This window comes from Sphingobacterium sp. UBA1897 (assembly GCF_002337775.1).
GTDB lineage: Bacteria > Bacteroidota > Bacteroidia > Sphingobacteriales > Sphingobacteriaceae > Sphingobacterium > Sphingobacterium siyangense.
This window is the reverse complement of record NZ_DDGR01000031.1, coordinates 196,225-214,220: the sequence shown is the minus strand read 5'-3', so window position 1 is coordinate 214,220 and position 17,996 is coordinate 196,225. Positions and strand designations below refer to the sequence as shown.

Here is a 17,996-nt window from a genome sequence, read left to right as displayed (position 1 = left end):
TATTTAAATAATATTTACTTAACACAAAATCAATAATACTCTCCTACCTTTATCGCGGTTTAAAAATCACCTAGTCATTTAAACAGCTACAAAACAAATGAGAAAACATTTGATTACCAGCATTTTGCTAAGCACAATTGGTACATCACTTACCTATGCGCAAAATGAAACCACCTCTGCTCTGAATGGAACCGTCAGAGAGGGAAATTCGCCAATCAATGGGGCGACAATCGAAGCCATACATTTACCTTCTGGGACAAAGTACGTTACTTCATCACGAAATGACGGTCGCTACAATCTCCCCAATATGAGAATTGGTGGCCCTTATCAAATCACCGTAACTTATCTGGGCCATTCACCCAATATCAAGCAGATCGAGAAACTAGCTTTGGGACAAAGCTCAACATTGGATATTCAGATGCAGTCCGCATCGCAGGTGTTGGATGAAGCGGTCGTTGTAGGAACGAGACAGGGAAAAGTCTTCAACTCCGGCCGAACAGGTGCAGCACAAAACATTTCCAGAACAGCGATTCAAAATCTACCTACACTCAATCGAAGCTTTACAGATTTTGTCAAACTGACCCCTCAATTTTCGATGCAATACGGTAATCCTTCTTTTGCGGGAAGAAGCAACCTTGCAAATAACTTTACGATCGACGGAGCGCTATTTAATAATGCTTTTGGATTACAGGGAACTATCGGAAGTCAAACAAACTCGCAACCCATCAATATGGATGCCTTTGAGGAGATTTCAGTAAACATCGCTCCTTATGACGTCAGACAAAATGGTTTTACCGGTGCTGCAATCAATGCTGTAACAAGAAGCGGTACAAACGAAGTACAAGGTTCGTTAAATTATTATTTCAGAAATCAGAATTTAGTCAACAAATACAATTCGGCCGGGTTAAGAGCACCAGTCAACAACTTCAGCTTAAAAGGCTATGGTTTTACCGTGGGGGGACCAATTATCAAAAACAAGCTTTTCTTTTTTGCAAGCGGTGAGCTTGAGCGAAGAACAGACCCAGGAACAAATTTTATAGCTTCACGTGGAGGAAATACGGGGCCGAATGTTTCAACCGTATCTGCGGAAAAACTTGATGATCTAGCCAACTACCTAAAATCGATCGGCTATAATCCTGGATCATATCAAGATTATCCTTTAGATACACGCAGTGACAAATTTTCCGTTAAATTAGATTACAATATCGATCAAAAAAATACTTTAAGCGCCAAATATTTCTACTTTCGTTCCTATCGCGACATCCTACCGTCCAATAGTGGTGCGCCCAAAAATAATCGGCAACCGTCCAACCTTGGCCTACCTTTCAGCTCAGCAGGCTACGGTATAAACAACAATATGGACAATGTGAATTTAGAACTACGCACACGTATCAGTAGCAAATATTCAAATTCATTGACCGTAGGTTACAATGTCATGAACGATTTTAGGGAATCCAAAGGTGGTCAGCCATTTCCTTTGGTAGACATCATGAACCCCGACGGTAGTAGCATGACAGCATTTGGTTACGAGCCATTTACAGCATTTAATAGTTTAAAGACGAAGGTATTTCAAGCTACCAACAACTTTAATATTTATGCCGGAAAACATGAGATTACATTGGGTGCCAATTTTGAAAACTACAAAACCACCAATGGATTTGCACCGAACTATTATGGTGCCTATACATTTGCCAGTTTAGATGATTTCTACAACTCTGCAAAAAATAATGTTTCTAACGCAACCAAATACCAAATCCAGTATTCTGTTTTACCTGATGGATCATTTCCTTATGCAGAGATTTCAGCACGTATGTTTGGCCTATATGCACAGGATGCCTATGCTGTAAATGATCATTTTAAATTGACTGCTGGATTGAGAGCCGATTTGACGAACATATCATCCCCCAATGAACTGAAAAATGATAATGTAACCAAGTTAAATTTTGATCAAGGTGAAAAGATCGATGTATCAAAATATCCAAAGAGTGCAATTCTTTGGTCGCCACGAATTGGATTTAATTGGAATGTCAATGGAACAAATCAAACACAGGTACGTGGTGGATCGGGAATCTTTACAGGTCGTCCGCCATTAGTATGGATTTCTAATCAGGCCGGCAATAATGGTGTCATGTTTGGTTCTGAATCCATCAATAATCCAACAAATAGACCGTTTACACCTGATGTGGATGCTTATCGCAACGTGAACCACCAAACTGCAGCCAACAACTCGAGTTATAACTTGGCGGTAACGGATAATAACTTCAAATTTATGCAGCTTTGGAGAACGAACCTTGCCGTTGACCAAAAATTACCGGGTGGTGTTATTGGTACTTTTGAAGCCATGTATTCGAAAGATATCAATTCGGTTTATTTCCGTAACGTCAATCTAAATACGACGGATGGAAAAGCTTTAGCAGGTGCCGATAACCGTATGCGCTATACAACACCACGTATCTATGGCGCCGCACAACCGACTCCTGAAAATCCTAACATTTCGGACGCTATTGTGATGTCCAATACATCAAAAGGCTATAGCTACACCCTGACGGGAACATTATCGAAAGAATTCAAAGGTGGTTTCTTTGCAAATATCGGTTATACCTATACAGATTCAAGATCTGTGAATGATGGAGGATCTATTGCGCAGTCAATGTGGCGTGATCGTTATGTTTCGGGCAATCCAAATAGTGCTGATCTTTCTTATTCGACTTATCTGGTTAAAAATAGATTTATTGCCAACTTCTCTTACCGTAAAGAATACCTGGATCATTTAGGAACGACATTCTCCTTATTTTATCAACTACAGGATGGGCCTCGTTATTCCTATACCTATGGCGGTGACCTGAATAATGATGGTTTGTCGGGCAATGACTTGATCTATATCCCGAATAGTAAAGCTGAAATTGCTCTTGTTGGCGACAATGCGCAAGACACTCGGACAGCTGATCAACTATGGTCTCAATTGAACGGATACATTAATCAGGACAATTACCTGAATGCACACAGAGGCCAATACGCGAAACGTAACGCATTGGTAGGAAAAATGATCGGAACACTGGATATTCGTATCGCGCAAGATGTGTTTTTAAATAGCAGCGGAAAGAAACATCAATTGCAGATTACTTTTGATGTATTTAATTTCGGTAATATGATCAACAAAAGCTGGGGAGTTGCCCAATTTGCCAACAAAGCAAACGGTATCTTAAATTACAAAGGATTGAATGCGCAGGGACAACCAACATTCTCATTCCCCTATTTAGATGCAACAAATCAGATTCCTTTAACCAACACTTTCTCGAACAGTGTGGATGAAACTTCACGCTGGAGAATTCAGCTGGGTGTACGTTACCGATTCAACCAATAAACAAAAAATAGTGTAAATTTGAACCCATCCTATAACAAAGGATGGGTTTTTAGTTTAATAATCATGAAAAAACTAGCGCTTTCCATTTTTACATTTCTTGTGACCATGACCTGTCAGGCACAGCATTTTGACCTTGTCCCGCTGGGAATATATGGTGGCGAACAAGAAGACAATCTTTCTGCTTATTTAGTAGGAACTCCAAAAGACACGGCCTTCCTTTGCCTCGATGCCGGAACTATAAATACAGGCATCAGAAAAGCCATTGCATTGAAAAGTCTAAATGGTTCGGTCGAAACAATTTTACATAACCAAATAAAGGGATATTTCATTTCCCATGGACATCTCGATCATTTATCGGGTCTTATTATTAATTCTCCTGCCGATAGCAAAAAGAACATTTTTGCTATTGATCCCGTCCTTCAAATTCTACAAAATCACTACTTTATCACGGATACCTGGATCAATTTTGGGGATCAGGGCCAAAAACCCATACTAGGAAAGTATCATTACAACAGTTTACAAGAGGGGCTGGAAACGCAAGTACCAAATACGGCATTATCATTGACGGCATACGAGCTGAGCCATGTAAATCCATATAAAAGTAGTGCTGCCCTCGTCCACTACGACAACCACTATCTCCTTTACCTTGGTGATACCGGTGCCGATCGGGTGGAAAAATCCGATCAGCTAGATAAGCTCTGGAATAACATTGCTCCACTGATCAAAAACAAACAATTAAACAGTATATTGATTGAAGTCTCCTTTCCAAATAATCAACCGGAAAATTTACTCTTTGGTCACCTAACCCCCAATTTGTTGCTAGAAGAACTGCTAAAGCTCAAAGAAAAAACGGGACTGAAAAACTTGGAAGGGCTAAGCATAGTGGTCACACACCGAAAACCAACTGGTAACAACCCTGAAATCATTAAAAACGAATTGCTCAAGAATAATCCACTTAAAGTAAATTATATTTTCCCCGAACAGGGCAAAAAGATAAGTTTAAACTAATGTAAAAAAGATGAAACCGATAGTGGTTTCATCTTTTTTTACCTAGAACTCTTCAATTATATCTGCAATTGTCAAGCGTGATTTTGCGGTAATGGCAGGCTGATTTGCATCCTCCACATGTCGATAGCCAATAGCAACTGCAAACAGCGTCTGATAGCCATCGAGTTCCAGTATTTCATCGTAGACGGAATTTTCAATTCCTTCCATCGGGGTTGCGTCAATATGATTTGCAGCACAGGCTGCAAGGAAAAATCCCAAAGAAAGATACACCTGTTGCTTCATCCAGGATTGAACATGGACCTCCCCTTTCGACTGCAAAAATTGCTTATAGTAATTAATCGATCCCTCTGGAAGCGTGTTTGCGATTTGCTCTTCAAAGCGATCTACATCAGTAAGTGCACTAAAGACAACCAGATGGCTTGCCTCATTTATCTTCTGTGCGTTCCAATAGGATGCGGCAGCGAGTTTTTGTTTCATGTCCGCAGAAGAAACAAAGAAAAACTTCCATGGCTGGCTATTGATGGAAGATGGACTCAATCGGATTATTTCCTTTAATTCAGCGATTTTCTCCTCCGGAATTAGCGCTTCTGAATTATACTTTTTCGTTGTGTAACGTTGCTTTGCAATTTCTAAAAAAGCCATAACATACAAGATTAAATTAACTATATTTTTTATAGTTGCAAACTTAAATATAGTGTTATATATTTGCAATAACGGTCAAACTTGATAGTAACAGATGTATTTGATAGACAACAAACAATATCCATGCAGTACCAGCCTGACTATGAAATACATAGGCGGCAAGTGGAAGGCAGTAATTTTGATTCATTTAATTGAAAAAAAACGCTATAATGAGCTGAGAAAAGAATGCGCCCTAATTACAGAGCGTACATTAAGCTTACAATTAAAGGAACTTGAGGCTGATGGTTTAGTAAAACGTACTGTACATACCGACAAAGCTCCTTTGAAAGTAGATTACGAACTGACAGAATTCGGAAAAACACTTGTTCCACTACTCGAGTCGATCGCTGAGTGGGGAAGAGAAACGGCGGGTCGGACCGAACGGATTCAACAAATGTAACATCAGCAACTTTCGATCACTCAAATCAGCCAAAATGAATGAGCATCTAAAAAAAATCAATGCTTTAATTGACGGTTTTGATGCGGAAACAAACTCAGCATTGCAGGCCATTTCCAAAACCAAAAAATACAAAAAGGGCGAGTTTCTTTTATATCAAGGTGAGGTTTGTAAGTCTAGCTTTTGGATAGAGGAAGGTATTACGAGGAAATACTATATGAATGAGAAAAAAGAAGTAACGACAGAGCTACTTTTTAAACATGATCTCGCAGTCGCCTTTAGCAGTTATGTTTCGAATCAGCCTAGCAGGGAGTTTATTCAGGCAATTACAGACGTTACTGTCTCGTGTATGGATAAAAACGCTTTTCAGTATCTCAAAATAAATCATCCTCAACTCATTCAACTCGATCTTTTAATGACAGAATACTATACAATGTGGTTAGAAAAGCGTCTGTTTGAATTTCACACCCTCAGCGCCATGGAAAAGTATAAGCTACTCCTTAAGGAACAGCCAGATTTCATACGCCATATACCGCTTACCTATATTGCTTCTTATCTGGGAATTTCCCTGGAAACATTAAGCAGGGTCCGCACAAAAATCTAATTATTTGATTTAAGTCAAATGCCAAACCAGTGCATCTTTCAAAATTTGCAGTACATTTTGAAAATCAACTATCATGGCAGAAAAAATCAGATTTATAGGATTTGATATCCTGAGAGCTTACGCAATCTTTGGGATGTATATCGTCAATTTTAATCTCGTTCTTGGAGATCCACAACATACCAGTTGGCTAGGCCAGTTTCTCACGCTCTTTAGCGGCAATTCGAGTACAATATTTGTTGTCCTATCAGGCATGGGACTTACTTTGCGAACAGAAAAATCTATTTACGCTTCTCCGCAAGAACAAGTTAAACTAAAGGCTATTGTGCAGAAAAAAGCAGGTTTTCTATTTGTTCTCGGATTATTATTATCTATTTGGTGGCCTGCAGATATCCTTCACTTTTATGGATTTTACATGTTTATCGCCTCCTTCTTGCTATTCGTTGATAAACAATACTACATATATGGAGCAGTTTTCTTCACGATCGTTTTTCACCTTTTGCTCATTTTAATTCCTTATGAAACTGGATGGAATTTTGATACACTAACTTATATCGACAATTGGAGCCTAAAGGGTTTTATCAGAAACTCTTTATATAATGGCTGGAATTCTATTTTTCCGTGGATGTCTTATTTCATGATCGGTATGTACCTGGGTAAACTGGACTGGACCAGCGCCATCGTTCAAAAAAAACTGTTTCTCATAGGATTGATATTATACCTGGTAGTACAAGTTGCACAATGTATCCCTCAAAACCTCATTGGCATAGCAGCTTACTCGTTTCTAACTGCGGACTACCTTCCTCCGGTACTTCCATTTTTAGTCAGTACAATAGGTTTTAGCCTGCTACTTATTAGCACCTTCATGTACATTAGCCGCTTTATTACTCCCAATACATTTGTCAACTGCCTCGCGAAAACTGGCCAGATGACATTAACGCATTATATATCCCATTTAACATTAGGCATCCTATTATTTTCTTTTTTGGCCAGCAAGGGGGTGTTTCATCAAGTAATCGACCAACAAGCAACCTTATCACCAAGGATGATTCTCTTCCTATCATCGACCTATTTTATCGGCAGCTATTATTTTAGCAAAATTTGGACAAAAAAATTTAAGAACGGTCCATTTGAATTTCTTTTAAGACAAGCATCGGACTAGGGACACGCCATTTACGCATCAGGAAGTTTTTGTGATATAAACTTCCTGATAAATTAACAAAGTGCGATCACAGCCGGAAAACCGATCAATGCGGCCACTAAAAAACCTCGTCGACAAGTTCTTTATTAACCATTGCTCCAGCTAGGTTTCCTGTCGCAACAGCATTCGCCACCGAACGCATCATACTAGAATTATCTCCACAGGCAAAAACTCCTGCAAGTGAAGTTTTTTGAAAATTATCTATTTTGATATGTCCCTGTTCCGTTATTTCACAACCTAGTGCGGCAGGAATAGCCGAATGTTGCCTGAAAGGAATGGCCGCATAAACAGCATCAAAGGCAAGTTCACGACCGTCTTTTAATTGTACCTGCTGAACCCATCCATTCTTGTGCTGGATTTTACCTATTTCTTCTTCAATAATCGAAATACCGTGTAACTTCAGTTTTGCTTTCTGCTTAACATCAAAACTAGCCTTACCCGAAGTCAATAGCGTTAAGTCGTTCGAGAGATTATTGACCAATCCCGCTACATGAAGTGCACGCTCTCCATTGGCCATAATAGCAGTTTTTCCTTTTCGAAATTCATAACCGTGACAATATGGGCAATGGATAACCGAAATTCCCCAACAGGCTGAAAATCCTTGTATACTAGGCATAATATCTTCCACACCAGTCGCAAAAATGAGCTTTTTAGCCTGAAAAACGTCCCCATTTTCGGTGGTTATTTCATACCCTGTAGCTGTCTTTGTGCCGCTCACAGCAAGCCCTTTCTGGAACTTGACACTCGGGTAGTTCAGAACTTCTTCCCTTGCTTTTTTCGCTATACTGAGCGGCTTTTCACCATCATGCGTGATGAAATTATGGGAGTGCGGCGTCTGTCGATTACAAGGTAGCCCACTATCGATAATCAACACATTCCGCAAGGAACGTCCCAATGCCATCGCTGCAGAAAGCCCCGCATAACTTCCCCCAACAATAATTACCTCATAGCTTCTATCATCTTTCATATATACATTATTAAATATTAATCCTTTTCTGACAAATGATGAAGTAGAATGGAAAATTTTCCTCCACTTCCCTAATTTCCATTAATCCATAGGGGTCGAATTCGGCATGAATGGAATCAACATCGTAAAAGAACATATGTACTCCACCAAACATTGCAAATCGATCAGTGCCTATGGCCTCCCCCTTTCCGTAGATGCTTGCTTGCTTTGATACGGACGTAAAAATCATATAACCTCCTTCAGCCAATTGGTCAAAACAATGCTGGATTAACGCATTACGTTCTTCAGCATCCAATAGATGAATAAGCCCGTAACAAAATATACCCTCATATATATCCTGATCAAAAGGCATTTCATTAACCGAACCATGATGGATAACCGTATCTGCCCCAAAGGATTTCCGGGCGAGCTCTATTGCCGTTTTCGAGATCTCAATGCCTGTAATTTTTATTCCGTTTTCCAAAAAAGGGCGACCGTTGCGACCGTAGCCGAAACCTGGAATCAGTATATTTTTGATGTTGTGCTCCAAGAAAAAGCCTACTGCAAACGTTGTAGACTTTGCGGCTTCATCCCCCCACATTTCTTGCTTCTCTATAAAATTACGTTCCCAAAATTCCATACTACTGTTGCCTATATTGTTTAAAATTGAAATCGATCCTGTTGGCTATACCAATTCGGTACTACAATGGATTAAAAGTCAACTCAGCGAAGATAGTATTTTTCACTATTGCAACTATGTAGCAAAAACACTAAATGCAATTAAATTGCAAATAAATTACAATAGGATGAATTATTGAAATCATGGTTATTTATCAGTATTGAAAACCTGTGCTATGCTTAAATATCTTTGCTGAAAATGAATATCATCACAAAAACAAAAACATGAAAACTATAAAGACATTTTTAGCAGCTTCATTATTTCCATTGCTTACGATACAGGCCAGCGCACAAAAATTGGATAAGATGCTTTGGTTTAACGAACCAACAGAATGGAACATCAAAGACAATTCGCTTTCGATGTTCGTTACGCCTAAAAGCGATTATTGGCGTATCTCTCATTATGGATTTACAGTAGATGACGCGCCCTTTTTCTATACGCTACGCGGGGGAGAGTTTGAAGTCAAGGCGAAGATCTCGGCGAACTATCAAACCCGGTTCGATCAAGCAGGTATTATGCTGCGCATTGATCATGAAAACTATATAAAAGCAGGAATCGAATTTGTCGACGGAAAATACAATTTAAGTACGGTCGTTACACATAAAACAAGTGATTGGAGCATTGTTCCGATCGATAAGGAAATCCCCTACATCTGGATCAAGGCGATACGTCGATTAGATGCTGTAGAATTTTTCTATTCCTTTGATGACAAGGAATATATCATGATGAGAAATGCCTGGCTACAGGATAATCACCCTGTTATGGTCGGTCTAATGGCAGCTTCACCAGACGGCAATGGCTTTCAGGCCAAATTTGATTATTTTACGATCAAACACCTTGCAGATCAACGTCGAAGCAAATGGCTGAAAGAGAATAATTCAAACTAAAAATACCGACGCCCGCCTAAGACAGTCGCATAGGTGGGCGTTATCTTAAGTCAGTATATCCTGCTGCATCTTGTTAAACACACTCACTGCTTCATATGAATTTCGTACACGAAGCTTTTGGAGTATATTTTGCCGATGCCGATTAACTGTATTTATACTCAGACCTAGTTTTTCGGCAATTCGCTTACTAATCATCCCCTCCTTGATACAGCTTAAAATTTCTTTCTCTCGTGTACTAATTGACGTTTTCGCACCATAACCATCCAGGTGATGGACTACGCCTGTTACCTGATTGAGGATATAATTTCGGAGATTGATTGACGTTTCAGTTTCTGGTAATAGGGTATAACAGCATAAAGCCAACTGTGGGAATTCCGGTCCTGGGGTGTCCAGATAAAAAATCTGATGGGACAGCTGCATGATTTGCCCCTCTCTCCCTTCGACCCGCAGGATACTGTTTGCTTGATAATTGAATCGCTCCGCCAGATCCATTTTTTTGACCAAGTTGAGAAATTGAAGCTCCAAAGCATGTTTGATGGCCAAATCATCGGGGTAAACACGTTCGAGCAGAAAATCTTCCCAAATACCGTTTATTTCCAGTTTCTTTTCATCTGCAGGAAGATGAAGTCGCTCCGCAATTGTCCCTAAATATGTATAACTCCAGTTTGCTGTTAGGTCACTCAGTACAGCTATACCATTATGAATGTCGGCAAAAGTTTTTGCGTAACTCTTATAGTGTTTTAGCACAGATAAATCAATGCTGCTATTTCGTAGTCCACGCTCCGAAAAATTCTTATCTAATTTTTTTTTGATCTCCGATTTCATTTCATTTCACACTTAAAAAGCTTCATTTTAGGTCTTTAAAAAGAAAGTCCAACGCGAAGATAAGGCAAGGTTGCTTCTTTACTAAAACCAATTACCCCCTGAATCGTGAGCAGGTCTCCAGGCATAAAATAAATTCCACCGCCGTACCCCATATGCCAGTCATTGGAATTTTCATGACTCATCCATACCCTTCCGACATCATAAAAACCAATTGCCCCGACTGTTCCTGGGACGATATAAGAAGAGTAGCTAAATAATTTTAATCGCATGTCAAAATTATTATAAAGCGCTGTTTTCCCAGTGAACCGTCGGGAATTATACCCTCTTAAGCTCATTTCCCCTCCAATTTGCGCATGCTGATAAAAATAGGGATCTCCCCATACCGCATCAAATCCCACACGATTTGCGAAAGTAATATAGTTATCGGCAACCGTTTTATAAAAACTCATGGAATGCTGCAATTTTGTATAGTTGCGGCCCTCCCCTCCAATTTCAGCATTCCAGCCCAGCCTGGTATGTACGTGTACTCCAGATTTAGGATTGGCCATATTATCACGTGTATCATAATCTATCCCGCCAGTAAGCCCAGTGAAGAAATTACTCCCATAGATAGGTTCCGATGGATATTTTTGATGGAATTCCTCAAAATAACGTCCAACATTATTCGATTCTTTACTCGTATAATATTCGGAAGAAGATCCATAGAACACCTTGAATTTAGGTTCTAGGTACTTTTCCAGAAAAATGTCACCGCTCACAAGATCAAATCGATTTCGGTAATACGAAATGCGCTTTGAATCCGATTTATCGAAAATAGTATTGTTTCCATATCCAAAGAAATTACTCAGGTTTTTGGGACCAAGGGACGAAAGATGAATATAAAGATCATGCCCTGCAATGAGATCTTTATAATTCCCTTTGTAATCAAACATAAATGATTCGCGACCGGTCAAATAACTGCCTAGAAACTGATGCCGATAGGCATAAGGCTTCTTTCTGAACCCCTGATTCTCGATCATATACCCCAGTCCAAAAATAAGTCCACGATCAACCCCATAATCTAGGTTAAAAACGACCCCTTTACGATCATAGATAAAATTTTCATAGTCAAACTTATGGACAGCGCTGTCTTTGCTCAACTTCAGATGAATAGCATCATCAACCTGCATAGCACCCGGCACCTGATTTTTACCATCATAGATATAAACTTTGCTACCATTGGCAAATTTATCAGTTGTACGATATAGATTCTGTCCATCCCCCCCAATTAGCCGGATCTTTATGGGCGATTTGCCCGATCCATGTAACTTATATTCGTCAGTGCCCGATATGCCATATATACGAACTTCTTTGGTCTGATCAGGTACAAAGGTGCGTTTTAGCAGTTTTCGCCCTTCGGTACCATCTTTTTTCTTGTTGTGGATATTGACAGTGACCGAGCCATCCTTATTGTAATCGACATCCACAAATTCAGATTTGGCGGACAATGGTAGTTCAACGACACGCGCAAGAAATCGATAGTAGGTCAGTCCGCTTTCCATCAGCTCGTCCCTTCTTGAACGAATATTTGTTTCCAATTCATTCGCGCTCATTTTCACAATTGTATCAGGCATCGTTAACATCGCTTGATGAATCAACGAATCCGTCAGTGTTTTCTGAACAAACTGTATTTCGTCAATCCATTCATCCTCTGTAAGATGAGTGAGAAAAAAATGATCAAAAGTACTCGCATTAAAATTCCAATGGGGCACATTTCGGATATGTGGACTAAAGGGTTGCAAATGAGCCTTCAGCCATTGATAGGAAAGTAATGTGGGAAATACACCCGAAGTTTTATAATATACCTTATCCCGATCCCTTGGGACGGGAGTATAGATCTTTTTACCTTTTTCCTTTTCGGGATCCCAACGCCAATTATCCTGATGACGATCCCAGTCCCCAAGCGTAAAGTCGAGCATCCGCGCACGTAGCGTGAGCTTCTGATCAATTTGCGTATCATTGTCTTCCAACACTTTACGAATGACTTTTGCGCTATTATCTGTTTTTTGATCCTCAAAAGGGGTGCGCGCCTCAAACATGTAGGCCCTATTTTTAAATACCTCACGATACTCGCCGAACCTAGGGTCATCTCCTACAAAAACCAGTTCTGGCGAAGCTGAAGGAATACCTAAGGCTTTATTAAATGGCGGAACGGTCAATGCACCAAATGGATGATGTATCGAAATCTGATCTTGTACTATATCTTTTGCAAATGTCTTTCGAAGGCTTTCCGGTAGGCTACGTTCAGGGTATTTCTGAATAGACCTAAGAACCCACTCCCTACCCATAGAATCTACCAGTCGAAGTGACTGTGTCTGCATGCCACCACCCAACTTAACAATCTGAAGCCCGCCCCGCTCTGTAGCGAGATCCATCACACGCATCTTAACAGGAGTATTATATAATTTACGGTAACTATCTCCAAGCCAAAATCGATGCAGTAAACCCACTCGGTCATATTCAGGTGCGATCACCGTGGTAATACTGTCCATACGTTGTGCATGCGAATTAAAAACACAGCAACAGGCAATTAATGTAAAGATTCTTCTCATTTTATCTAAGTCGGGTCTTCGAGAAATCAACAGTCGATACAGGTAGAATGTTTGATGGTCTCGATATCTAATTGGGCTAAAGTTCACCTTTTAAAGCAAAGAATCAAAAACTTTCTGCTCCTTTTTCAGTATAAAACCACTATTTTGATAAAACGTATGGCTCTCGGTCCGAATGATATTGCATCTTACACGCAAACGGTAGCAATCGATAGACCTAGACCAATCGGATGCCGCATGCAATAATAATCGGCCTAGCCCCCGACCTCGATATTCTTCATCAACAACCAAGCCAATGATTTCTACATAAACACCAGTCTCCATACTGATGACCTGATGAAGTTGAATCCAGGCAACTGTTTTATTGTCAATAATCCCCACAAATACAGCATACTCCTGCTTCCGCAACAGATCCTCCAAAATAGTTTTCGTTCCTTCAATATCGGCTGGATAACCCAGCTGTTCGGTCAAGGTTGCAAGCTCCGGAGCATCAGATAATACCGCTTTTCTTATGTCCATACTATAAATTTGTTTCCTATGTTTTAGAACAAGAATAGGTTTACCAATACATTAACTATACCTCAGGTTGATCCAGCAGTCGCCGGTGATAGTTTATTTGGCCAAGGTGATAAGTTAGATGGGTGGTCAGATGAACAAGCAAATACTGCGTTGTTGTTTTTTCCTCAAACACGAGTATGGGATATATCTCAAGAAGGTTCTCCTCCGACAACAGATCCAGAGAACGTGTAACCACATCAATCGTATCATCTATCTGATCTAATAATCGTGTTCGAGGAATGTCTTTTAACGAAAACTCAGCCGCTCGATCTCTGATATACCCAGTCTTGCCTATTTCAGCACCAATATATGTTTGAAGATTTCCGATCAGGTGTAAACATAAGTTGCCAGCTGAATTGGAAATATCACGTTCAATAAGCCATATATTTCCTTCCTGTTTGTACAAAGAAATTTCATCACGCAGCCTGGTTAAGTCCCGTCGGAAAAGGTTTTTTAAAGTTTCTATAAGCATAGACTAAATTTAGGTATATTTTCTACGAAAAAAGCAACTTCTATATCAACACATCAACTTTAGCCGTCAATGGCCATATGTATACGAATGAAAAGTATACATCTCCACATGATATTATGTAATTTTAAACTACTTAAAGCCCAATAACCATGAAGATAGTTTCAAATTTCCCAAAGAAAACCTGGGTAATTTTTAGTGTAATAACAGTTGCGGCCACCATTCTCTTCGCTAAATGCGATAGTCCATCCGATGGAAATGACAGATTAGGCTTTCCAATTCCTTTTTATGAATATATTGGCGGCAAACGCTCAATTGAATCTGAGATTCGAAGTAGTTTCAATTTTATTTATCTTCTTTTCGATCTTATTATCTATTTTGGACTTGCTTATTTTTTCACATTTTTAATCAAGAGATCTAAAAAATAGTGTACATTGAAATGGAATTAATCGACCAAATTATTTCCATCTTTTTTACAAGTTTTAAGCTAAACCGCCTTTACGATGAAGAGGAGCACAAAAATAACCAACCAAAGTATCGAATCTGCAGGACTTCCCAAAGATCCTAAACATGCCATTGCTGAATATATCTGGAATGGATTTGATGCAAAAGCCACACAGATCGAACTCTCCATAGACAGTAATGAATTAGGCTACATTAATCGTATAAGCATACAGGACAATGGTGAAGGCATACCCCTAGAGACACTTTCTTCCTCATTTGGAAACTTTTTGGATTCTATAAAAAAGAACAGCCTCAAACGCAGCTCCTATACAAGAGGAAAAAAGGGAAAGGGCCGATTTTCTTTCTCGCTTTTTGCAACGCGTGCAATTTGGAATACTGTTTTTCAGAAGGATGAATATTTCTCAAACTACCGAATTCAAATCGATCGCGAAAGTAAAGAGCAATACGATATCAGTGAAAGCACGCCAGTAGGACATAAAAATACAGGAACACAAGTTACTCTTGAAGGCATTTTTGGACTTAATGCTACAGTTTTTGAAAGCGATGACTTTAACAATTTCCTCGCACAAGAATTCGGTTGGTTTCTTTACTTGAATAAGGAAAGGGATTACGCCATACGCGTCAATGGAAAGCTGTTGGTTTATGAAATTTTAATCCAGGAGACAGACCAGCTTTCGTGGACAGGCTATAGCCCGGATCGTGATACCTCTTATCATTTTACCATCAATTACATTCGCTGGAACCAGCAAATTGGTGATCGATATTATTATTATTTTCTTAATAGTGATAAAAAGGAAATTGCCAAAGTACTTAGCAGTTTCAATAATAACGCGATCAATTTCCACCACTCTGTCTATGTGGAATCTACTTTCTTTGATCATTTCGAACAACAAGATATCCTCCTATCTACAGAAGATAATCTTTTCTCGGGGAAAGCCAAACAAGTTATTTATCGAAATTTACTTGCTGAATTACGTGATTTACTCGATAGAAAGCAAAAAAAATATGTACTTGAGCACGCTGTCGCTGTAAAATTAACAGATCTTGAAAGAAAGGGCCTACTACCCGCCTACAACAACTCGGAAGAGGATAAAAAAAGAAAAAACCTATTGTTAGCATTAGTACAGGAATTATGTATTGTAGATCCACGCATTTTCTTCGGCATTAAAACAGACCTTATCCGCACCTATCTTGGTTTCATCGACCTGTTATTACAATCGGAAAAAAGTACGGAAATTCTCCCTATCATCGAACAGGCACTTCCCCTAACTGAGAAAGAAAAGAATCGCATAAAACAGATTGTAACCCTTGCTGCAAGCCCTGAAAACGCTTCTTCCAAACCGAAAAAATAAGGCCTTTTTATTTAATGACTTTTAGATGTCAATAAATAAAATTAAAAGTATCACTTTTGCCTAACACTGTTAAATTATTTACACATTAGCATGGGTAGTAAAGAACGCATACAACGGCTCAAAGATGAGAATAGAACCAATATTCTAGATGCTGCGCTCCAAATCGTCAAAGAAGAAGGATGGCAAGCCCTGAGTATGCGCAAAATTGCAGATATCATTGAATATACTGCCCCCATGATATACGAGTATTTCGCCAATAAAGATGCCATTTTGATGGAACTTGCCAACCAAGGCTATCTCCTGCTTGCCAAAAAAGTAAAGCAAGCCAAATCAACTGAAACCGATCTGGAGAAGCAATTGGAAGCAATGTGGTTTAGCTATTGGGATTTCGCCTTCGAAGAACGGGAATTATATCAGTTAATGTTCGGTGTGGGAACTGCCTGTTGTGGATTTGAAAAAACATATAAATGTGCAGAATCCCATGGGAAATTGATAAGTGATGTCATCCGTGAAATCATGAAAGAGAAAAATCCATCCGAAGAATTGATCTGTAGAAAGTATTTCACCTACTGGTCTATTATACATGGATTGATTTCGATCAATCTGGTAAACCAAGGTAATGGCGAAAATACCAATCAAGAAGTATTAAAGGATGCTATTTACGGCATCACACGCTCCCTGACTGACTAAATTTTTTTACAGCAAAAAATACAACGTTAAAAAATCTAACACCGTTAAATACACCAAAACTTCAATTTTTAATATCACATGAAAACAAATTTATCACCAAGTCTTAAAAAGATTTACGTTCCAGCACTTAACAGTGTTAAACGAATTAATATCGTAAAGACGGCATATGTGTTGAGTGCAATCTTTCTATACAGTTGCTCAACCGGAACAAGTAAACCCATTGATCCACCACCAGTTAACCTTCCGGTCGTTACCATCGAGAACGGTAACGAGACCGTTTACCAGGAATATCCAGCGACTATTGAAGCTTCCGCCAATATTGAGATCAGACCTCAGGTAGAGGGAATTTTGGATAACATCTATGTCGATGAAGGAACCAAAGTAACTAAGGGTCAGGCACTTTTCAAGATAAACGACCGCCCCTATCAGGAACAATTAAACCAAGCGAAGGCAAATTTGCTGGCAGCAAAAGCTAGTCTGGAAAATGCGGAGTTAGAAGTCGAAAAGAAAACAAAGCTGGTGAATACCAAAGTACTGACAGACTTCCAGCTAAAAACAGCTATCAGTGCGCGTAATGCCGCTAAAGCAAACGTACAATTGGCACTATCGGCCGTTGAAACCGCAAAAATCAATGTCGGATATACCCTAATACGGGCTTCAGCCGAAGGATACATCGGTAGATTACAGCGCAAGCAAGGGAGTTTGGTTGGTCCTACAGACGCACAACCACTTACCGCATTGTCAAATGTAAGAGATCTTCATGTTTATTTCTCACTGGGAGAAAATGACTTTATCGCATTCAAAAACAATACAGAAGGCAGCAATTTACAACAAAAGCTTCACAACCTCCCTCCGATCAGCTTAGTTCTTTCGGATCAGACAATTTATGATCAGAAAGGAAAAATAGATATGGTGGACGGGCAGTTTGATAAAAATACCGGTGCGATTACACTTCGTGCAACATTCAACAATCCGGAGGGAGTTTTGCGCAACGGAAACACCGGTCGTGTAAGACTACAGAAGAAGTATGCACAAGCATTATTGGTACCGCAACTTGCTACCCTTGAAATGCAGGATAAAATCTTCGTTTATACCGTTGGTAAAGAAAATAAAGTTGTTCAACAGCCTATTACTGTCATTGGAAAAAGTGGTGCAAATTACCTGGTAAGTAAAGGGCTGAATGCGGGAGACCGAATTGTCTACAAAGGCATTGACTTGCTTCAGGATGGTCAGAAAATTACACCACAAGCCTTATCAAGAGATAGCATCAATTCATTATAATATT

16 protein-coding genes are annotated in these 17,996 nt (G+C 39.4%); 9 read left to right on the top strand and 7 right to left on the bottom strand.

What is annotated here, in order from left to right; translation table 11 throughout:
- Positions 1 to 97 precede the first annotated feature (97 nt).
- Positions 98 to 3,364, top strand: a complete 3,267-nt coding sequence (locus B4N43_RS21590; RefSeq protein ID WP_286736160.1) for a TonB-dependent receptor — start codon at positions 98 to 100, stop codon at positions 3,362 to 3,364.
- Between the two features lie 63 nt (positions 3,365 to 3,427).
- Positions 3,428 to 4,372: an MBL fold metallo-hydrolase gene (locus B4N43_RS21585; RefSeq protein WP_286736158.1), complete on the top strand. Its 945-nt coding sequence runs from the start codon at positions 3,428 to 3,430 to the stop codon at positions 4,370 to 4,372.
- 42 nt (positions 4,373 to 4,414) lie between these two features.
- On the opposite strand, the gene B4N43_RS21580 is transcribed toward B4N43_RS21585, so the two are convergent.
- Complete coding sequence (locus B4N43_RS21580; RefSeq protein ID WP_201669136.1) at positions 4,415 to 5,014, bottom strand: nitroreductase family protein; 600 nt, start codon at positions 5,012 to 5,014, stop codon at positions 4,415 to 4,417.
- Between the two features lie 142 nt (positions 5,015 to 5,156).
- Between B4N43_RS21580 and B4N43_RS21575 the strand changes: the two genes are divergently transcribed.
- The 3 genes from B4N43_RS21575 (at position 5,157) to B4N43_RS21565 (ending at position 7,213) form a co-directional block, all read left to right on the top strand.
- Positions 5,157 to 5,453, top strand: coding sequence for a winged helix-turn-helix transcriptional regulator (locus B4N43_RS21575; protein ID WP_198385931.1), 297 nt, complete (start codon positions 5,157 to 5,159; stop codon positions 5,451 to 5,453).
- Positions 5,454 to 5,487: 34 nt separating this feature from the next.
- Entirely contained in the window at positions 5,488 to 6,054 is a 567-nt protein-coding gene (locus B4N43_RS21570; protein ID WP_088162092.1) for a Crp/Fnr family transcriptional regulator, read from the top strand.
- 73 nt (positions 6,055 to 6,127) lie between these two features.
- Positions 6,128 to 7,213 (top strand): DUF418 domain-containing protein, encoded by a 1,086-nt coding sequence (locus B4N43_RS21565; protein ID WP_286736156.1) that lies wholly within the window; start codon positions 6,128 to 6,130, stop codon positions 7,211 to 7,213.
- A 97-nt stretch (positions 7,214 to 7,310) separates the two neighbouring features.
- On the opposite strand, the gene B4N43_RS21560 is transcribed toward B4N43_RS21565, so the two are convergent.
- Both B4N43_RS21560 and B4N43_RS21555 read right to left on the bottom strand, forming a co-directional pair.
- A complete protein-coding gene (locus tag B4N43_RS21560) occupies positions 7,311 to 8,219 on the bottom strand; it encodes an NAD(P)/FAD-dependent oxidoreductase (RefSeq protein WP_286736154.1) in 909 nt (302 codons plus the stop codon).
- A gap of 10 nt (positions 8,220 to 8,229) precedes the next feature.
- Complete coding sequence (locus B4N43_RS21555) at positions 8,230 to 8,838, bottom strand: class I SAM-dependent methyltransferase (protein WP_088162095.1); 609 nt, start codon at positions 8,836 to 8,838, stop codon at positions 8,230 to 8,232.
- Positions 8,839 to 9,101: 263 nt separating this feature from the next.
- On the opposite strand from B4N43_RS21555, the gene B4N43_RS21550 reads away from it, so the two are divergent.
- Positions 9,102 to 9,764, top strand: coding sequence for a DUF1349 domain-containing protein (locus B4N43_RS21550; protein ID WP_075993244.1), 663 nt, complete (start codon positions 9,102 to 9,104; stop codon positions 9,762 to 9,764).
- A gap of 45 nt (positions 9,765 to 9,809) precedes the next feature.
- Here B4N43_RS21550 and B4N43_RS21545 read toward each other — a convergent pair whose 3' ends face one another.
- The 4 genes from B4N43_RS21545 to B4N43_RS21530 all read right to left on the bottom strand — a co-directional run bounded on the left by B4N43_RS21545 (position 9,810) and on the right by B4N43_RS21530 (position 14,207).
- The gene (locus B4N43_RS21545) at positions 9,810 to 10,589 is read right to left on the bottom strand and encodes a helix-turn-helix domain-containing protein (protein ID WP_201667865.1); all 780 of its coding nucleotides are present in this window, start codon (positions 10,587 to 10,589) and stop codon (positions 9,810 to 9,812) included.
- 35 nt (positions 10,590 to 10,624) lie between these two features.
- Positions 10,625 to 13,180: a BamA/TamA family outer membrane protein gene (locus B4N43_RS21540; protein ID WP_286736152.1), complete on the bottom strand. Its 2,556-nt coding sequence runs from the start codon at positions 13,178 to 13,180 to the stop codon at positions 10,625 to 10,627.
- 90 nt (positions 13,181 to 13,270) lie between these two features.
- Positions 13,271 to 13,696, bottom strand: coding sequence for a GNAT family N-acetyltransferase (locus B4N43_RS21535; RefSeq protein ID WP_286736151.1), 426 nt, complete (start codon positions 13,694 to 13,696; stop codon positions 13,271 to 13,273).
- Between the two features lie 55 nt (positions 13,697 to 13,751).
- The gene (locus B4N43_RS21530; protein ID WP_286736150.1) at positions 13,752 to 14,207 is read right to left on the bottom strand and encodes a DUF1572 family protein; all 456 of its coding nucleotides are present in this window, start codon (positions 14,205 to 14,207) and stop codon (positions 13,752 to 13,754) included.
- Positions 14,208 to 14,707: 500 nt separating this feature from the next.
- Between B4N43_RS21530 and B4N43_RS21525 the strand changes: the two genes are divergently transcribed.
- The 3 genes from B4N43_RS21525 to B4N43_RS21515 all read left to right on the top strand — a co-directional run bounded on the left by B4N43_RS21525 (position 14,708) and on the right by B4N43_RS21515 (position 17,992).
- The gene (locus B4N43_RS21525; protein ID WP_286736149.1) at positions 14,708 to 16,021 is read left to right on the top strand and encodes an ATP-binding protein; all 1,314 of its coding nucleotides are present in this window, start codon (positions 14,708 to 14,710) and stop codon (positions 16,019 to 16,021) included.
- Between the two features lie 90 nt (positions 16,022 to 16,111).
- Complete coding sequence (locus B4N43_RS21520; protein WP_088162102.1) at positions 16,112 to 16,711, top strand: TetR/AcrR family transcriptional regulator; 600 nt, start codon at positions 16,112 to 16,114, stop codon at positions 16,709 to 16,711.
- A gap of 78 nt (positions 16,712 to 16,789) precedes the next feature.
- Entirely contained in the window at positions 16,790 to 17,992 is a 1,203-nt protein-coding gene (locus B4N43_RS21515; RefSeq protein WP_286736148.1) for an efflux RND transporter periplasmic adaptor subunit, read from the top strand.
- Positions 17,993 to 17,996: the final 4 nt, after the last annotated feature.